This window comes from Flavobacterium profundi (genome assembly GCF_006491645.1).
GTDB lineage: Bacteria > Bacteroidota > Bacteroidia > Flavobacteriales > Flavobacteriaceae > Flavobacterium > Flavobacterium profundi.
The window spans coordinates 44,907-63,897 of sequence record NZ_VDCZ01000017.1 but is presented as its reverse complement, the minus strand read 5'-3'; the positions used below and the strand labels follow the sequence as shown (position 1 = coordinate 63,897).

At 31.4% G+C, this 18,991-nt stretch carries 19 protein-coding genes; 7 read left to right on the top strand and 12 right to left on the bottom strand.

The window, feature by feature from the left end; translation table 11 throughout:
* Window positions 1-145: 145 nt before the first annotated feature.
* Together FHG05_RS17245 and FHG05_RS17240 are read right to left on the bottom strand one after the other, a co-directional pair.
* Complete coding sequence (locus tag FHG05_RS17245) at window positions 146-442, bottom strand: DUF721 domain-containing protein (RefSeq protein WP_140999353.1); 297 nt, start codon at window positions 440-442, stop codon at window positions 146-148.
* Entirely contained in the window at window positions 426-860 is a 435-nt protein-coding gene (locus FHG05_RS17240) for a hypothetical protein (protein ID WP_140999352.1), read from the bottom strand. The genes FHG05_RS17245 and FHG05_RS17240 overlap by 17 nt, the downstream gene beginning before the upstream one ends.
* Window positions 861-1,255: 395 nt before the next feature.
* Between FHG05_RS17240 and FHG05_RS17235 the strand changes: the two genes are divergently transcribed.
* Window positions 1,256-2,302, top strand: coding sequence for a serine hydrolase domain-containing protein (locus tag FHG05_RS17235; RefSeq protein WP_235889691.1), 1,047 nt, complete (start codon window positions 1,256-1,258; stop codon window positions 2,300-2,302).
* A 237-nt stretch (window positions 2,303-2,539) separates the two neighbouring features.
* On the opposite strand, the gene ftsY is transcribed toward FHG05_RS17235, so the two are convergent.
* The 10 genes from ftsY to FHG05_RS17185 form a co-directional block, all read right to left on the bottom strand.
* On the bottom strand, window positions 2,540-3,493 hold the full coding sequence (gene ftsY / locus FHG05_RS17230; RefSeq protein WP_140999351.1) for a signal recognition particle-docking protein FtsY: 954 nt from the start codon (window positions 3,491-3,493) through the stop codon (window positions 2,540-2,542).
* 87 nt (window positions 3,494-3,580) lie between these two features.
* Window positions 3,581-3,733, bottom strand: coding sequence for a DUF4295 domain-containing protein (locus FHG05_RS17225; RefSeq protein ID WP_140999350.1), 153 nt, complete (start codon window positions 3,731-3,733; stop codon window positions 3,581-3,583).
* An 8-nt stretch (window positions 3,734-3,741) separates the two neighbouring features.
* Entirely contained in the window at window positions 3,742-3,924 is a 183-nt protein-coding gene (rpmG, locus tag FHG05_RS17220; protein WP_026714106.1) for a 50S ribosomal protein L33, read from the bottom strand.
* 28 nt (window positions 3,925-3,952) lie between these two features.
* On the bottom strand, window positions 3,953-4,189 hold the full coding sequence (rpmB, locus tag FHG05_RS17215; RefSeq protein WP_130735572.1) for a 50S ribosomal protein L28: 237 nt from the start codon (window positions 4,187-4,189) through the stop codon (window positions 3,953-3,955).
* 79 nt (window positions 4,190-4,268) lie between these two features.
* Entirely contained in the window at window positions 4,269-5,516 is a 1,248-nt protein-coding gene (locus FHG05_RS17210; RefSeq protein WP_140999349.1) for a competence/damage-inducible protein A, read from the bottom strand.
* A 12-nt stretch (window positions 5,517-5,528) separates the two neighbouring features.
* Window positions 5,529-5,873 carry an Hpt domain-containing protein gene (locus FHG05_RS17205; RefSeq protein WP_140999348.1) on the bottom strand — a complete coding sequence of 115 codons (345 nt, stop codon included), beginning with the start codon at window positions 5,871-5,873 and terminating at the stop codon, window positions 5,529-5,531.
* A gap of 6 nt (window positions 5,874-5,879) precedes the next feature.
* Window positions 5,880-6,491: a fumarylacetoacetate hydrolase family protein gene (locus FHG05_RS17200; protein ID WP_140999347.1), complete on the bottom strand. Its 612-nt coding sequence runs from the start codon at window positions 6,489-6,491 to the stop codon at window positions 5,880-5,882.
* 48 nt (window positions 6,492-6,539) lie between these two features.
* The gene (locus FHG05_RS17195; RefSeq protein ID WP_140999346.1) at window positions 6,540-7,310 is read right to left on the bottom strand and encodes a 3'-5' exonuclease; all 771 of its coding nucleotides are present in this window, start codon (window positions 7,308-7,310) and stop codon (window positions 6,540-6,542) included.
* A gap of 93 nt (window positions 7,311-7,403) precedes the next feature.
* Window positions 7,404-8,738, bottom strand: coding sequence for a dihydrolipoamide acetyltransferase family protein (locus FHG05_RS17190; protein ID WP_140999345.1), 1,335 nt, complete (start codon window positions 8,736-8,738; stop codon window positions 7,404-7,406).
* A gap of 84 nt (window positions 8,739-8,822) precedes the next feature.
* Complete coding sequence (locus FHG05_RS17185) at window positions 8,823-9,971, bottom strand: glycosyltransferase family 2 protein (protein ID WP_140999344.1); 1,149 nt, start codon at window positions 9,969-9,971, stop codon at window positions 8,823-8,825.
* A gap of 111 nt (window positions 9,972-10,082) precedes the next feature.
* Between FHG05_RS17185 and FHG05_RS17180 the strand changes: the two genes are divergently transcribed.
* The 6 genes from FHG05_RS17180 (at window position 10,083) to FHG05_RS17160 (ending at window position 18,980) form a co-directional block, all read left to right on the top strand.
* Window positions 10,083-11,933, top strand: coding sequence for a CocE/NonD family hydrolase (locus FHG05_RS17180; RefSeq protein ID WP_140999343.1), 1,851 nt, complete (start codon window positions 10,083-10,085; stop codon window positions 11,931-11,933).
* A 177-nt stretch (window positions 11,934-12,110) separates the two neighbouring features.
* The gene (locus FHG05_RS17175) at window positions 12,111-13,973 is read left to right on the top strand and encodes an ABC-F family ATP-binding cassette domain-containing protein (protein ID WP_140999342.1); all 1,863 of its coding nucleotides are present in this window, start codon (window positions 12,111-12,113) and stop codon (window positions 13,971-13,973) included.
* 63 nt (window positions 13,974-14,036) lie between these two features.
* Window positions 14,037-14,867, top strand: a complete 831-nt coding sequence (locus tag FHG05_RS17170) for an O-methyltransferase (RefSeq protein ID WP_140999341.1) — start codon at window positions 14,037-14,039, stop codon at window positions 14,865-14,867.
* 84 nt (window positions 14,868-14,951) lie between these two features.
* Window positions 14,952-15,641, top strand: coding sequence for an ABC transporter ATP-binding protein (locus FHG05_RS17165; protein WP_140999340.1), 690 nt, complete (start codon window positions 14,952-14,954; stop codon window positions 15,639-15,641).
* 4 nt (window positions 15,642-15,645) lie between these two features.
* Window positions 15,646-15,813 (top strand): hypothetical protein, encoded by a 168-nt coding sequence (locus FHG05_RS18470; protein WP_157504299.1) that lies wholly within the window; start codon window positions 15,646-15,648, stop codon window positions 15,811-15,813.
* Between the two features lie 242 nt (window positions 15,814-16,055).
* Window positions 16,056-18,980, top strand: a complete 2,925-nt coding sequence (locus FHG05_RS17160; protein WP_140999339.1) for a M16 family metallopeptidase — start codon at window positions 16,056-16,058, stop codon at window positions 18,978-18,980.
* Window positions 18,981-18,991 lie beyond the last annotated feature (11 nt).

The following is an 18,991-nucleotide window of genomic DNA, read 5'->3' as shown; positions in this document are numbered from 1 at the left end:
ACAACGAAAGAATTAAATCAAATCTAAACAAAATGAGCCCGATAAAATATCGAGCTCATTATTATCAAAATTAAGTTTAAATTTGTCTAACTTTTTGGGTGCAGTCTATTTTTGAAACAGCGCTTTTTTTATACGATTTATTCCATTAAGTTAAAATGACTTTATTGATAATATCTTTGCCCATTTCATCATTTATCATTTTAATAATTTTCTCTCTTCCATAAGATAATTCTTCCCTTAAAACCGAAGAGGTCAATTTCACATATAAAGTAGTATTTTTCAATTCTATAGCTTCAGTATAATTTGCCACGCCATTTCCCATAACTGCAAACCATATTTCCTTAACCTTTACTTTATCTATTCCTGTCTCTAACTTATTTTGAACTACAAAACTTTTTAAAACATCTTTTATTGAAGCTTCTTCACTAAATCTCTTTGCCATTTGTTCCTAAATTAATATCTGTTCTTTTTTTAAAAAAATACTGAATTCCTTCTTCATTTTTAATTACCAATTCGTTTTCATCTAATCTTTCTATCTCTTCTTTCCAATCTGAAAATTCAGTATGATTCAACAAATAAAAAGTTCCTTCTTTTTCTTCAATTGAAAATTCTTGCACTACATTGTTAAGCACAAAATTACCGTTATAAAGCATTATTACTTTATTACGAGTTCCTTTATCATCATGAAAATCAAATCGTTCCACAGATTCGTTTATTTTATATTCTTTTACCGTTTCTCCCTCTTTAACCACTTTTTCAATCTCCCAAAAACCATTTAAAAAATTTAAATCTGAAGAAGAAATCTTTTTGGAACAAGATGTAAGAATAAAAAACAAAGCAAAAAATAGTATTTTTTTCATGCGTAAAAATTTGAAATAAAATTACAATTTCAAATTGACAAATTAAACTATTTACTACTTTTATTGTCCAACCTAGAAATTTCTTTTTTATGAAAAATATAAGTTTCCTTTTTTTACTGTTATTATTGGTCAGTTGTAGTTCTTCAGAAGATGATTCCAGCACTAATTTAACCATTCCAACCATACAAACAGGTACAGTTTCAAATACAACAACTTCTTCAGTAACAGTAGAAGCAACTATTGTTCAAAACGGAGGAACTTCTATTACAGCTAGCGGATTTTGTTGGGACATCAATCCGAATCCAACAGTAAGTCAAAATTTTAATGTTACTAGTACTCAAAACGGAACATTTCAATCTACGCTTACAAATTTAGCCGAAAACACCACCTATTATATTAGGGCATATGCTACAAACAGTCAAGGTACAGGTTACGGAAACGAAGTTACTTTTACTACAGAAGAAAACATGTATTTCCCTCCTAATGATGCTACTACTTGGACCACAAAAACTCCAGCAAGTCTTTCTTGGAACGAAAGTAATATTCCAGCTTTATTGAATTATTTAGAAACTAAAAACAGTAAAAGTTTTATCGTACTTCATAATGGTAAAATCGTTATGGAATATTATTTTAACGGTCATACCAATTCTAGTGCTTGGTATTGGGCTAGTGCTGGAAAAACTTTAACGTCTACTTTAACAGGAATTGCAGAACAAGAAGGCTTACTTTCTATTACAGATAAGGTTTCAGATCATTTAGGCATAGGATGGACTAGCGCACCATTAGCGAAAGAAAATTTGATTACATGCAAACACCTATTAAGCATGAGTTCAGGGCTTGATGATAGTTTAGGTGATGATGTCTCTCCTGCAAATCTTCAATATGTAGCAGATGCTGGCACAAGATGGGCCTACCATAATGTATATGTAAAACTGCAAGATGTTGTAGCAGCTGCTTCTGGACAAACTTGGGAAAATTATTTCAATGGTAAATTAAAAAATCCAATCGGAATGACTGGAGCTTGGATTCCCAATGGCGATTTAAGTGTTTATTGGAGTACCACTAGAAGCATGGCTCGATTCGGACTATTAGCTTTAAATAACGGAAATTGGAACGGTACCCAAATTATTAATACTACTTTTTTTGCTAATGCGACCTCAACTTCGCAAAACATCAATGAAGCATATGGCTATCTATGGTGGTTAAATGGTAAATCAACGTATCATTTGCCACAAACTCAAATTCAATTTCCTGGTGAATTAATTCCAAATGGACCAGATGATATGTATATGGCATTAGGAAAAAATGATCAAAAAATTTATGTAGTTCCTAGTAAAAAGCTAGTTGTTATTAGAATGGGAGATGCAGCTGATGGTTCTAATTTTGCCTTATCTGATTTTGACAATGTGCTTTGGGAAAAAATAAATGCGGTAATCAATTAATAAAAAAAGGAGTTTATGTATTAGATAAACTCCTTTTTTATTTTATTTTTTTATTTGAAGACTCAATACAATTATTGAGAAATAAAACAATACAAAACTGATTAATCTGGTAATGACGAATATTTCATTGTGTGTTTCCTCAAAGGGATATACGATGACTGCCAAGACTACAGAACTAATAAAATACCAAATAAAAGATATATTTATTAAAAAGTTAAAAATACGACTTAACATATTCTATTTAAAGAAAGAATCCACAAATTCAAACTTATTAAACACTTGAAGATCTTCAATACCTTCACCTACTCCAATATATTTTACTGGAATCTTAAATTGATCTGAAATACCAATCACCACTCCTCCTTTTGCTGTTCCGTCCAATTTTGTAACCGCTAAACTAGTCACTTCAGTTGCTGCTGTAAATTGTTTGGCTTGTTCAAAAGCATTTTGCCCCGTTGAACCATCTAAAACGAGCATTACGTCATGTGGTGCATTTTCTACTACTTTTTGCATGACACGTTTCACTTTGGTCAACTCATTCATTAAATTGACTTTATTATGCAAACGTCCAGCTGTATCAATGATAACAACATCAGCATTTTGAGCTACTGCAGATTGCAACGTATCAAAAGCCACAGATGCAGGATCACTTCCCATTTGTTGACGTACTATAGGAATATTAACACGATCTGCCCAAATTTGCAATTGATCAATAGCGGCTGCTCTAAAAGTATCTGCTGCTCCTAAAACAACACTATAACCTGCTTTTTTAAATTGGTTGGCTAATTTACCAATGGTCGTGGTTTTACCCACTCCATTTACTCCAACCACCATAATTACATAAGGTTTTTTACCTTCTGGAATGACAAAATCTGTTTCATTACCGGTATTATTTTCAGCCAATAAACCCGCAATTTCTTCTCTTAAAATTTTATTTAATTCGTCTGTTCCTAAATATTTATCAGCAGCTACTCGCTCTTCAATTCGTTTAATAATCTTTAAGGTTGTATTCACACCAACATCCGATGAGACTAAAATTTCTTCTAAATTATCAAGCACCTCATCATCTACATTAGATTTTCCTGCAACCGCTTTTGTTAATTTAGAAAAGAAAGTTGTTTTCGTCTTTTCCAATCCTTTATCTAAAGTTTCCTTTTTTTCGGAAGAAAAAATTCTTTTAAAAAAACTCATATTTATATTTCTATTTATTGGCAAATGTAAAAATAAAAAAGCTACTTTCAAATGAAAGTAGCTTTTCTATATAATTGAAAAAAAGAATTATTTCTTTTTTAAGAATTCATCCACTAGTTCAGGAGCCATAACTGCTTCTACGAATGTGTAAGCACCTGTTTTAGGAGATTTAACCATTTTGATAGCTTTGGTTAATCTCTTTGAAGAAGTTTGTAAAGTTGCTACGGTTTTCTTTGCCATGACTTATATTATTTTATTTCTTTATGAACTGTTACTTTTTTCAAGATTGGATTAAATTTTTTAATCTCTAATCTATCTGGAGTATTTTTTTTGTTTTTAGTAGTAATGTAACGAGAAGTTCCTGCTACACCAGATGCTTTGTGCTCTGTACACTCTAAAATAACCTGAATTCTATTGCCTTTCTTTGCCATCTTGATATATTATTAAGGATTCTAGGAATTATTTAATCATTCCGTCTGCTTTTGCTTTTTTAAGAACAGCAGCAATACCATTTTTATTAATTGTCTTTAATGCAGATGCAGAAACCTTTAAGGTTACCCATCTATCTTCTTCAGCAATATAAAAACGCTTTTTAAATAAATTAACAGAGAATTTTCTCTTAGTTTTATTCATAGCGTGAGAAACATTGTTCCCAACCATTGCTCTTTTACCTGTAAGTTCACAAACTCTTGACATTATTTATACTCTTTATTTCGTTATTCAAAATCAGGGTGCAAAGAAACAAAATTGAATCCAATTACACAACTATCTTTTATTAATTTTTTAAAATTTCTTTATAAAGCATTTCAAACGCTTTATTTACCGCCCTTCCAATTACCTTTTCACGGGGTTGTCCAAAATTAAATTCCTCACAATAAACTGTTTCTGGAGTAGCTAAAGCTATAAAAACAGTTCCAACTTCCGCTCTCGCGTCACCTTTATTAGGGCCTGCGTTTCCTGTAGTTGCTAAAGCATAATCGGAATCAAAAAGACGCTTCGATTCAAGAGCCATACTTTTAGCTACCTGCTCACTTACCACAGAAAATTCATCAATTAGAGCTTTATCAACTCCTAAAATATTTATTTTGGATGCTGTTGCATAAGTAACTACGCCTCCTTTAAAATAAGAGGACGCTCCTGGGATAGCGGTAAGAGATTCTGCTATTTTACCTCCTGTACAACTTTCTGCCAAAGCTAAAGTCACTTTTTTACCATTCAGAAGGTTCCCAATAACTCTTTCTATAGCCTCATCTTCGTCTATACCCGTTATTATCTCACCTATTAATTCATACAATGCCTTGATTTGCATATCTAAAGCTATTCCTAAGGCTTCTTCATTTTCTCCTCTAGCGGTCAATCGCAATCGCACCCTACCTGGTGCAGGCAAATAGGCCAATTTTATATTTTTAGGCAAATTATCCTCCCAAACCTCAATTTGCTCAGCTATTAAACTTTCCCCTCTTCCATATGTCATAATAGTTCTATGAACAATATAAGGCCGTTTAAACTTTTGAATTAAAAGTGGCACAACCTCATGATCAATCAAATACTTCATTTCATAAGGCACACCAGGCAATGAAACATAAACGGTATTTTCTTTTTGAATCCACATACCAGGTGCAGTACCCATTTTATTAAATAAAACAATAGCTTTAGAAGGTACCAATGCTTGCTCTTTGTTAATAGTAGTAATTGGCCTTTTGTAAAAACCTTCAATTAAATTACGTACATGTTCCAAAACTATTGCATCTTCTACCAACTCATCTTCAAAATAGTCACAAAAAGTTTTTTTGGTAATATCATCTTTGGTAGGACCTAAACCTCCTGTAAGTATGACAACATCTACTTTATTTTGAAAGTAGGAAAGTGTATTGATAATATGCTCTTTTTCATCAGAAATGGAAAACATTTCATAGGTTGCAATACCAATTTTATCTAATGCTTTGGCAATATAGGAAGAATTTGTATCTACAATTTGCCCAATAAGTATTTCATCACCTATGGTAACTATGGCAGCTTTCACGTGCAGTTTGAATTACAATTTGAAATCTTTTTTTAACTCTTTAATTGCCAAATCTACTCTATCCTTAAGTGATTTATAAATCTCTTTGATATCTTTCTTTTTCCCTTCCGATTTTGCCCAGGTCATGATTTGAATATTTTCATCATACGCTAAATCCATTCCTAGCAAATCTAAAGAAGGTTTAATTTTGTGTGCAGCAGCATAAGTTCTAGAATAATCTTTTTCCTCAATACCCACTTTAATCGATTTTATCTCATCGGGTACTTCTTGCAAAAAAAGATTCACAATTTGAAGTGCAAATTCTACGTCGTTCTCAGAAATCTCATACACTTTAGATAAATTGTACTGTAATGCCATATATTATTATTTAACTTGAATCTTGAAAGCTTGGTTGTTTTCGATAAAACCTTCTAAAACATCACCCGCTTTAACCGAAGCCACACCTTTGGGTGTTCCGGTGAAAATTACATCTCCTTTTTTAAGAGTAAAAAATTGAGAAACATAAGCTACGATTTCATCAATTTTCCAGAGCATTAATGAAGTGTTTCCAGTTTGAACTATTTCTCCATTACTTCTTAACTCAAAGTTAATATTTTCTATGGACGAGAACGTTTTTTTCGGTAAAAAGCTACCAATAATCGCTGAATGGTCAAATGCTTTTGCTTTTTCCCAAGGCAAACCTTTACTTTTTAACTCATTTTGTAAATCACGTGCTGTAAAATCAATTCCTAGTCCAATTTCTTCATAATAATTACCAGCAAATTTCGGACTTATATATTTACCAACTTTACAGATTTTAACTAAAACCTCAACTTCATGATGTACATCTTGTGTGAAATCAGGTATATAAAAAGGGGTCTTTTTAGGCAAGACTGCCGTTTCTGGTTTTAAAAAAATAACAGGCTCAGTTGGTCTTTCATTATTCAATTCTGAAATATGATCCACATAATTGCGACCAATACAAATTATCTTCATTGTTCTATTGATTCATTAAATAAAATACTGTTTACTTTTTTGAAAGTTTTATTTAGTGTTTAACTTTCTAAGCTTAATTCCAGTTAGGACTTTTTTGGTATATAGAGGAAAATCGGCATTTTGCAACCAGCTGAAATAACCCGGTTCTTTTTCCAAAACTTCTTCAACTAATACTCCTTTGTGTTTTCCGAAAGAAAAAACTTCTTTATCATCTTTATTTAAAACAATAAAACCTGCAAAATCAACTGTTTTCTTTCGTGTTGTAAATTCCGATAAAGATTTAATATCATTTTCTAAATCTTCATAGCGATCCAACTGCGCTTTTAAAATTTCATAGGTTGCCATCGTGTCGGCTTCAGCACTATGCGCATTTTCAAGACTTTGATTACAATAAAATTTATAAGCTGCGCTTAGCGTTCGTTCTTCCTTCTTATGAAAAATAGTTTGTATGTCAACCGAAACCCTATTCTTCATATCAAAATCAACTCCTGCACGTAATAATTCTTCAGCCAACAAAGGAATATCGAAACGATCTGAATTGAATCCCGCCAAATCAGAATCTTTAATCATATTGTAAACGTGTGGAGCTAATTCACTAAATGTAGGTTCATTAGCTACTTTTTCATCTGTTATTCCATGAACTGCTGTGGTTTGTGGTGGAATAGGAATAGTAGGATTAACCAACCACGTTTTGCTTTCTTTATTTCCATTAGGATATACTTTAAAGATTGAAATTTCCACAATTCTATCTCTTGCTACATCAATTCCAGTCGTTTCAAGATCAAAAAAGCAAATGGGCCTATTGAGTTTTAATTCCATTGTTTGTTTTGTTTTTATTTTGCAAAGATAAAATTTAAAAATAAAAACCCGACAACCTAGTAAGCTTGTCGGGTAAATTCAAATTTTATTTTCTTAAATATCTCTATTACTATCCCAAGCTTCTAAATATTCAGCTACTCTTTTTACGAAACTACCTCCTAAAGCTCCATCCACAACCCTATGATCGTAAGAGTGAGATAAAAACATCTTTTGACGAATTCCAATAAAATCTCCTTCTGGTGTTTCAATAACTGCAGGCACTTTTCGAATAGCTCCCAAAGCAAGAATACCAACTTGTGGCTGATTAATAATTGGCGTTCCAAAAACAGAACCAAAAGTACCCACATTAGTTACAGTATAAGTACCTCCTTGAGTATCGTCTGGTTTTAATTTACCAATTCTAGCTCTGTTTGCTAAATCGTTAACCGTTTTAGCCATACCAACCAAGTTTAATTGATCTGCATTTTTAATAACCGGAACAATTAAGTTCCCATTAGGTAAAGCAGCAGCCATTCCTAAATTAATATTCTTCTTTTTAATGATGTAATCACCATCTACAGAAATATTCATTCCTGGAAAATCTTTTAAAGCTTTTGCCACTACTTCCATAAAAATAGGTGTAAAAGTTAACTTCTCTCCTTCTCTCTTTTCGAAAGCGCCTTTGACTTTATCTCTCCATTTTACAATATTCGTAACATCTACTTCAATAAAAGATTGAACATGTGCAGAAGTTTGAACAGATTCTACCATGTATTTAGAAATCAGTTTTCGCATTCTATCCATTTCTACTATTTCATCTGCTCCATTAACGGAAACAGGAGCTACAGTAGCAACCATTTGATTTTCAGAAGCACTTGCTTTTGATTGAGAAACCACTTCCTCTGTTTTTGTTTCCTTTTGAGGAACAGTGAATTTAGCTTTTCTCTCTTTTATATAATTTAAAATATCTTCTTTATTAATTCTACCATCTTTTCCTGAACCTTCCAAAACCTCTAATTCTTCAATAGAGACTCCTTCTTCTTTAGCTATATTTCGTACTAAAGGAGAATAAAATTTAGCTGAGTCAGAAAAATCAATAGTTGTTACAGATTCTTTCGCAGCATCAATGGATTTTGTAATTTCTGCAGCAACCGTTTCTTCAACTGTAGTTTCTGTAACACTTTCTTTTTGTGCTTCAGTTGCACCACCTTCAGTTTCAATTATTGCAATTGTTTGACCCACTTGAACTACATCATCTACATTAAATAAGATTTCAACTAGTGTTCCTGCAACTTCTGAAGGTACTTCGCTGTCTACTTTATCAGTAGCTATTTCTAGTACTGCCTCGTCCATTTCAATTGTATCGCCAACTTGTTTTAACCAGTTAGTCACTGTTGCTTCAGCAACACTTTCACCCATTTTAGGTAATTTCAATTCAAACTTTGCCATATTTTTAAACTAAAGTTGTTTTTCTTTATTTGTTTTGCAAAAATAATAAAAATAAGATGTTTTTATCAAGAATTTAATATTATTTTAAACTAATTTAACTTCGCCTCTATCATTAGAATCATTACTTCCAATAAGATAACCCGAAGGATTTATATAATTTTTATACGTAAAATTCGAGTTTCTATTTGACTGCATAAAATTAATAATTTCTCGATTATCGAAATCATTGGTATTAAATATAATTTCAACATTTTTATTTTCTTTTTCAATCAAACCCTTAAACAATTCAATTGAAGATAGATACGTAACGCTTGCATCTAATTTTAAATTCAACTCTTCTTTACTAAAAACAATATAAGCCTCTATTTTTCGAATAGTTTTCTTTTGTTGCTTCATTTTTAAAACGGTAAAAGCCACGCTTCCTAACTTCATAAAAACATCAAAAAAAAGCGATTTTTTAAAATGTTTTTTATAAAAAAACTGCATGGATTTACTGAACCGTTTGAAATATGTTCCATCCCTTACTGTACTTTCTCCTTTGTAATGAATGATTGTAGTAGAAGAAATATACTTATTCTTAAATCCTTCTTGAAGCACTCTATAACTTAAATCAATATCATCGGAATACATAAAGCAATCTTCATCAAAGCCACCTATATTCAAATATAAATCACGTTTCATCATCATAAACGCACCTACCAAAATAGCTATTTGGCCAGATTCATTTTCGGAAATATGCTGAGCATAATATTGATTAAACCATTTGGATTTGGGAAAAAAATGATATAAACCAAAAATTTTTGTAAATGACACCCAAGGTGTAGGAACGCCTCTTTTACTTTCTGGAAGAAACTTTCCAACACCATCAATTAATTTACAACCAATTATACCTGTATTGGAAATCCAATTTTCTTTTTGTAATAATTTAGAAAAAGTATCTTCCGCTACTACAGTATCTGGATTTAAAATACAAATATATTCTCCTTTAGCTTTAGCAACACCAATATTATTTCCTTTTGTAAATCCAACATTCTGATGGTTCTCTATAAGAAGAATCTCTGGAAAAAGCGCTTTCATCATAGTACAACTATCATCCGATGAATGATTGTCAATAACAATAATTTCTCCAGAAAATTCGGGACTCATGTGATTCAATGCCTTTTGAACACTACGCACACATTGCTCCAAAAAATAGCGGACATTATAATTTAAAATAATAACAGAGAGTTGCATGCTGCGAATATAAATATTCTTATAAAATTTAAAAAAACTATTCTCTATTAGTTTTTGACATATTTAAAAATCTCTCTATCTTCGAACAGCAAAATAAAATCTCAATAAAAAATGAAAAAAATAATTCAATTTTTCTTTCTATTTCTCGCTTTTTGTTCCTTTGCACAAGAAGATCTTTCCTCATTATATGATAAAAAAGAAGTGTATATTCCCATGCGTGATGGGGTGAAATTATTTACCGCAATTTACACTCCAAAAGACATTTCCAAAAGCAATAAATATCCATTTTTAATGCAACGCACTTGCTACAGTGTGGCTCCATATGGAGAAGAAAACTTTAAAAAATCATTAGGTCCTAACGCTTTTCTTTTAAAAGACAAATATATTTTTGTGTACCAAGATGTTAGAGGGCGTTATATGAGTGAAGGTACTTTTACCAATATGACGCCTCAAGTAGAACATACTGCAAAAACCAATGTTGATGAAAGTACCGACACCTACGACACTATAGATTGGCTGTTAAAAAACATCAAGAACAATAATGGAAAAGTGGGACAATACGGTACCTCTTATCCTGGTTTTTACACGGCTGTAGGAACGTTAGCCAATCACCCTGCCTTAGTAGCTTCTTCTCCTCAAGCTCCAATTTCTGATTTCTTTTTTGATGATTTTCACCATAATGGTGCTTTCGTAACGGGTTATTTCAGGACTTTTCCTGTTTTTGGAGTCCAAAAGTCAAAAGCAGAAGATAAAGCTTGGTATATGGATCAATATATTAAACCTACTTCAAAAGACGGTTCTGTTTTTTATAATGAATTAGGAACTATAAAAGAAGCAACCGACAAATATTATGCAGATAATTTTTTCATGCAGGAAATTGTTACACACCCTAATTATGATTCTTTTTGGCAAAAAAGAAATTTATTACCTCATTTAAAAAGCATCAATCATGCCGTAATGGTTGTGGGTGGTTGGTTTGATGCAGAAGATTTAGCAGGGCCTTTAAATATTTACAAAACCATAGAAAAAACAAGTCCGAATGCTAAAAACACTATAGTAATGGGACCTTTTTCACACGGTGCTTGGGCTCGTGAAAATGGGAAACATTATCATAACGACATCTATTTTGGAGATAGTATTGCTACTTTTTATCAAAAAAATATAGAATATAAATTCTTCAATCATTACTTAAAAGGAGATACTAAAACAGCTGTCGATTTACCAGAAGCCTATATGTATAATACTGGAAAAAAAGAATGGCAAGAATTTACAACTTGGCCTCCAAAAGAAGCAACTAAACTTAATTTTTATTTATATGCTTCAGGAGAATTAGTACAACGAAAACCTCAAAAAATATACTTTAGCGAATATTTTAGTGACCCAAACAAACCTGTTCCAAGTAGTGAAAGTTATGGTGACTTTAATGGTTTTACACCTAGAAATTATATGAGTGAAGACCAACGATTTGCTACAAGTCGCCCCGATGTGTTAACTTTTACAACCGAATATTTAGAAGAAGATATTACTCTTGCAGGTGAAATCATGGCGAAACTTAAAATTGCAACCGAAGCTACTGATGCTGATTTTATCGTAAAATTAATTGACATTTATCCTTTAGACGAACCTGAAAACAAAGACAAACCAGAGGTACTTTATGCAAACTATCATCAAATGGTGCGAAGCGAAATTATGCCTGCTCGTTTTAGAAATAGTTTTGAAAAACCTGAAGCATTACAACCAAATACCAAAACCGATATTGAATTTAGATTACAAGATGTATTACATACCTTTAAAAAAGGACATAAAATTCAAATTCAAATTCAAAGTACTTGGTATCCTTTAATGATGGTAAACCCTCAAAATTTCTTAGAAAATCCGTATTTAGCTACCAAAGACGATTATACCAAAGCCTTTATGAAAGTGTATAGCGATAGTTCGATTGAAGTAGATGTTTTAAAATAATTTTATCAATAAAAAAAGCTGTCTTAAGACAGCTTTTTTTATTGATAAAATCGACAAATTACAACATGACTTAAAATTCAAAACTTTTAGATTTTAAACTTTAAAGCTTCAACAAAAAAATTACTTTTGCAAAACAAATGGCATATTGCCTTTATTGAAAATTGACACCTTACATTTATGAATTATCTTTCAGTCGAAAATATATCGAAAGCCTACGGAGAACGTGTTTTATTTGACAACGTCTCTTTTGGGATTAATAAAGACCAAAAAATTGCATTCATTGCCAAAAATGGTTCGGGAAAAACTACCATCATGAATATGATTAACGGTTTAGACGAACCTGATTCAGGTCAGATTGTACTTCGAAAAGGTATTAATATGGCTTTTTTATCTCAAAATAATAATTTACAAGATGAATTAACGATTGAAGAAAGCATTTTTGCATCAGATAATGACACGCTAAAAATAATTGAAGCCTACGAAAAAGCATTGGAAAACCCAGAAGATGAAGAATTGTACCAAAGGGCTTTTGACGACATGGATCGCTACAATGCTTGGGATTTTGAAACTCAATACAAACAAATTTTATCCAAATTAAAATTAGACGATTTAAAACTGAAAGTTAAAAATCTTTCGGGTGGTCAAAAAAAACGTTTATCATTAGCCATCATTCTTATCAATCGTCCCGATTTATTAATTTTAGATGAGCCGACCAATCATTTAGATTTAGAAATGATTGAATGGTTAGAAGATTATTTTGCTAAAGAAAATATCACTTTATTCATGGTCACGCACGATCGCTTTTTCTTAGAGCGTGTGTGTAATGAAATCATTGAATTAGACAATAATAAAGTATACCAATACAAAGGAAATTATTCGTATTATTTAGAAAAGAAGGAAGAGCGAATTGCTTCTGAAAATGCAAGTATCGATAAAGCACAAAACCTTTTTGTTAAGGAATTGGCTTGGATGCGTCGCCAACCCAAAGCAAGAACTACCAAATCCAAATCGCGTCAGGATGACTTTTATAAAATTAAAGAAAAAGCCGAAAGTCGTAGAAAAGAAAATGTAGTGGAACTGGAAATCAACATGGAGCGAATGGGGAGCAAAATCATTGAAATGGTAAAAGTGACTAAAAAATTCCCTGAAAAAACCATACTGGATGATTTCTCCTATTCTTTTCAACGAGGAGAACGTATTGGAATTATTGGTAAAAATGGAACAGGAAAATCTACCTTTCTAAATATTCTAACGCAAACTGCGCCACCCGATTCAGGAAAAGTAATTATTGGAGACACTATCAAATTAGGATATTACACCCAAAGTGGCATCAATCCAAAACCAGGGCAAAAAGTAATCGACATCATTAAAGAATATGGAGAATACATTCCATTAACTAAAGGAAAAATTATTTCCGCATCTCAACTCTTAGAGCGTTTTCTATTTGATGCCAAAAAGCAATACGATTTTGTAGAAAAATTAAGTGGAGGCGAATTAAAGAGATTATACTTATGTACCGTTTTGATTCAAAATCCGAATTTTTTAATTCTCGATGAACCTACCAATGACTTGGATATTGTAACTTTAAATGTACTAGAAAGTTTCCTATTAGACTATCCTGGTTGCCTTTTAGTAGTAAGTCACGATCGTTATTTTATGGATAAAATTGTAGATCACTTATTTGTTTTTAGAGGGGAAGGAAAAGTAGAAGATTTCCCAGGAAATTATTCCGATTTTAGAACATATGAAGATTCTGCTGAACCCAAAGAACTGAATGCCGTAAGCACCGAAAAAGTCAATTGGAAAGAAAAAAATGCCACTACTTCGGGTTTATCTTTTAATGAACAAAAAGAATTCAATAAAATTGAACGAGAAATAAAAGATTTAGAAATTGAAAAAGCTAAAATCGAAAAGGAATTTGAGGATGGAAAAGTAGCTGATGATAAGATTGAAGCCAAAGCCAATGAACTCCAAAAAGTAATTCAATTGTTAGAACAAAAAGAAGAAAGATGGTTTGAATTGAGTTCTAAAATGGAGTGATTTTTTAGTTTAATAAAAAAACATGTATTAATTGCTCTATTTTGTCAGATAAATAATGTTTGAATGAATCATTTAGTTAAAGCCTATCTAAAATTTTTATTCCATTCCAAAAGCGAACATGGGATTCATTCTCCATTTGTATTTGATTTGGTAACCAAATGCTTTTATAATAATTCAAATTATCCAGAATATGCAACCTTAAAAAACTATCGAAAAACACTTTTAGAAAATAAAAACACTATCGAAGTAACCGACTTTGGAGCGGGTTCACGAGTTTTTAAATCCAACACAAGGTTCATCTCAGCTATTGCTAAAAATGCAGGAATTAGTTCTAAAAATGCGCAATTATTATTTCGTATTGTCCAGTATTTTCAACCCGAAACCATTTTAGAAATTGGCACTTCTTTAGGATTAGCTACTTCTGCCCTCGCTTTGGGAGCTCAATCTTTAGATACACCATCAAAAATAACTTCTTTAGAGGGTTGTTCCAATACTTTAAACATAGCTAAAACCCAACTTGAAAATTTCAATCTTGATTCGGTGCAACTTATTCCTACAGAATTTTCAAATTATTTGAATACTCAAGGAAAACAACAAAATTGGAAACTCATTTATTTCGATGGCAATCATTCTAAAACAGCAACCTTAGCTTATTTCGAAACATTGCTCTCAACCGTTACCAATGACAGTGTTTGGATTTTTGACGACATTCATTGGTCGAAAGACATGGAAGAAGCCTGGAGAATAATACAAAAACATCCCAAAGTAACCGTAACCATAGACACCTTTCAATGGGGAATGGTTTTCTTTAGACAAGAACAATTGAAAGAACATTTCATAATTAATCCCAAAAGAAGCCTTAGTTCCTACCTATTTAAAAAAATTAAAATCTAATTGTAACAAATTACTTGCTTTTTCTACTTATGTGTAGTTAAGAATTCAACTTTCTGAGTTCAAAATTCTAAATTCAAATTTAAGATGGCACAACCAATCATTGAAATAAAAGGCATTACAAGAGATTTTCCATTAGGTGATGAAACCATTCATGTGTTAAAAGGAATTGATTTAACTATTAACAAAGGGGAATATGTAGCATTAATGGGGCCATCAGGTTCAGGAAAATCTACCTTAATGAATCTTTTAGGTTGCTTAGACACACCTACTTCAGGAAGTTATGTACTGAATGGAAAATTAGTGAGTCAAATGCACGATGATGAATTGGCAGAAATTCGTAACAAAGAAATTGGCTTCGTTTTCCAAACTTTCAATTTAATGCCTAGAACCACAGCTTTAGATAATGTAGCATTACCTATGGTGTATGCTGGTTTTTCAAAATCGGAAAGAAACGAAAGAGCTACTGAAGTTCTAACGCAAGTAGGCCTTGCTGATCGTATGGATCACAAACCCAATCAGTTATCTGGTGGTCAAAGACAACGTGTAGCCGTAGGTCGTGCTTTGGTAAACAAACCTGCCATTATTTTAGCCGATGAACCCACTGGAAACTTAGACAGTAAAACTTCGGTAGAAATAATGAATCTTTTCAATGAAATTCATGCCAAAGGAAATACCGTTATTTTGGTAACACACGAAGAAGATATTGCTGCGTATGCACACCGAATCATTCGTTTACGAGACGGACTTATTGAAAGTGACAATCTAAATAAATAGAAATATGAAATTCAAAGCTTTTTTTATAATAGGAATTTTAACTGTTAGCATTTCACAAATTCTTACGCATTATTTTCAATTAAACGACTTTACCAATGGTTTGTTAATAGGAACGGGATTAGGACTTTTATTGTTAGCGCTATTGCAAAAAAACAAAACCGCAAAAAGTTAATTTTAGAAGCGAATGGCTTGGTTTATATCGACTATCCTTTTTCCTGCCATTCCAAGTAGTCCCGAAAAAATCGGGAGCTACTTTCTACTGTCAGGGCTAGTTATTTTTCCATTTCTTCATTTGTCAGGAACTCCTTATCTTTGGAAAACAAAAATAAATCCATGACAAAAATTGCGCAACTTACTTGCAATAACAAACATCTTACCTATATATATAATTTTATAAATCTCTAGTTAGAACACATGAAAAAAAAATCTTTATCAGCATTATTTTTTTTAATTAGTTTCATTTCCATTGCGCAAAATCAATTTGAATGGAAACAAGAATCAAAAAATGGTTATACATACAAATATGTTACCAACGATCCCGTTAAAGCAAGATTTTATACTTTAAAAAACGGGTTGACCGTAATTTTAAGCCCAACGAAGAAAGATCCTAGAATTCAAGCCTATGTTGCTATAAAAGCTGGGAGTAAAACTGACCCTGCTACTAATACAGGTTTAGCACATTATTTAGAACACATGCTATTTAAAGGAACAGACAAATATGGTAGTCTGGATTGGGAAAAAGAAAAAATTGAATTAGAAAAAATTGATGCATTATATGAGCAGTATAATAAATCGAAAGATGATACAGTAAGAAAAGAAATTTATAAAAAAATAGATTCAATTTCTGGTGTAGCTAGTAAATATGCCATTGCAAATGAATATGACAAAATGATGTCTGCTATGGGTGCGCAAGGAACAAATGCATTTACTTCTTTTGAACAAACTGTTTATACAGATGATGTACCAAGTAGTGCTATCGATAAATATTTAGCAGTTCAAGCGGAACGATTTAGAAATCCTGTTTTTAGAATTTTTCATACCGAATTAGAGGCTGTATACGAAGAAAAAAACAGAAGCTTAGATAGTGATTCTGAAAAAGTCTTTGATGAATTATTCAGTAATTTATTCAAAAAACACAATTATGGTTTACAAACAACTATTGGAACGATTGAGCATTTAAAAAATCCATCTTTGATTGAAATCAGAAAATATTTTAACAAATATTATGTCCCTAATAACATGGGAATAATTATTTCAGGTGATTTTAATCCGGATGAACTTATTGTCAAAATAGACAAAGCTTTTTCATATATGCAACCAAAAGCATTTGAAAAATATACTTTTCAACAAGAAGAGCCTCTTACCCATCCTATCATAAAAGAAGTGGTTGGTCCAGATGCTGAAAGCGTAACAATTGGTTTTAGATTACCTGGAAATAAAGACAAAGATGTTCTTTTAGCCGATTTAGTAGGTAAAATATTAACGAATGGTAAAACAGGTTTACTAGATCTTAATTTGGTAAAAAAACAACGCTTATTAAGAGCAAGTGCTTTTACTTACACTTTAATTGATCACGGTATTTTATATTTCTACGCTGCTCCTACTGAAGGACAGTCACTTGATGAAGTAAAAAAATTAGTTTTAAATGAAATTGAAAACTTAAAAAATGGAAAATTTGATGACAATCTAATTACTGCTATTATTAACAACATTAAAAAAGAAAAAATTTACGAAAGTGAAAAATATTCTAATCGAGCAAGTGTATTAATGGATGCCTTTACTTCTGAATTAGATTGGAAAAATCAAGTTGCCTACATCAATAACTTATCAACAATTAAAAAGGAAGATATTGTAAATTTTGCAAATAAGTATTTAAAAGATAATTATGTTGCCATTTTAAAGAAAAAAGGAGAAAGTCAACTTACTGAAAAAATCGAAAAACCACAAATAACTCCAGTTGAAACTAACGCAGATAAACAATCTGAATTTGTTAAAAGCATAGATAATATAGCTAGTAATAATTCAAAACCTGTTTTTTTAGACTTTAATAAAGACATTCAAAAATCTAAAATAGGTGCTGCCGAATTGCTTACTGTACAAAACAAAGACAATCAGATTTTTCGTTTAAGATATCGTTATAAAATAGGAACTCTAAATGATTTAAAACTAGCATTAGCTTCTCAGTATATTCAATTTTTAGGAACAAATACTATGTCGTCAGAAGAAATCGCAAAAGCTTTTTATAATATTGCTTGTAATTTTTATGTAAGAACTGGTGAAGAATATACAACTGTCTATATTGAAGGATTACAAGAAAATTTTGAAAAAGCGGTAAAACTTTACGAAGAAACTATTGCTAATTTACAAGCCGATGAAGAAGCTTTAAAAGGGTTAATTGCCAGAAATCTTAAAGCTAGAAACGATAGCAAATCCAATAAAAGATCTATTCTTCAAGGATTAACGAGTTATGCAATGTATGGACCCGAAAATAAATTTAATTACAACCTTTCTAATGAAGAATTGACACAAATTACTTCAAAAGAATTAATTGAACGTATTAAAAAAATAAATAATTACGAACAAACTATTATATATTACGGCCCAATTGAAATTAATACAATTGCAAGTCAGTTAAAAAAACTTCATAAGGTGCCAACCCAATTTTCAACTCCTAATCCTAAAAAAGAATTTGTACAAATCCAACAAAATAAAAATCAAGTATTATTTACAAATTATGACATGGTTCAATCTGAAACGAGATGGATTAGAAATACAGAAAAATACAATTTAAATAAAGAAGCTTTAGTTAACGTATTTAATAATTATTTTGGTGGCGGTATGGGTTCACTAGTTTTCCAAACGATAAGAGAAAGTAAAGCCTTAGCATACAGCACATATGGATATTACGTTACTCCTCAAAAAAGCAATGAAGACTATTATTACATTGGATATGTAGGAAGCCAAGTTGACAAATTTAAAGAAGCCACTTCTAGTATGAATGAATTGTTAAATAACACCCCTCAAATAAGTGGTAATTTGGAATTAGCAAAAAATCAAGTGAGAAAAGATATTGAAACACAAAGAATAACACAAGATGATATCATTTTTACTTATTTAAATGCAAAAGATTTAGGGGTTGATAAAGACATAAGAAAAGATATCTATCAAACTGTTACTAAAATTAATATGGATGATTTAGTTACTTTTGAAAAAAATCTCCTTGCTAACAAACCTTATACATATGCCATTGTTGCATCAGAAAAAAATATTTCTATGGAAGAAATGAATAAGTTAGGAGAAGTAAAAATTCTAACTTTAAATGAAATTTTTGGATTTTAAAGTTTTCATTC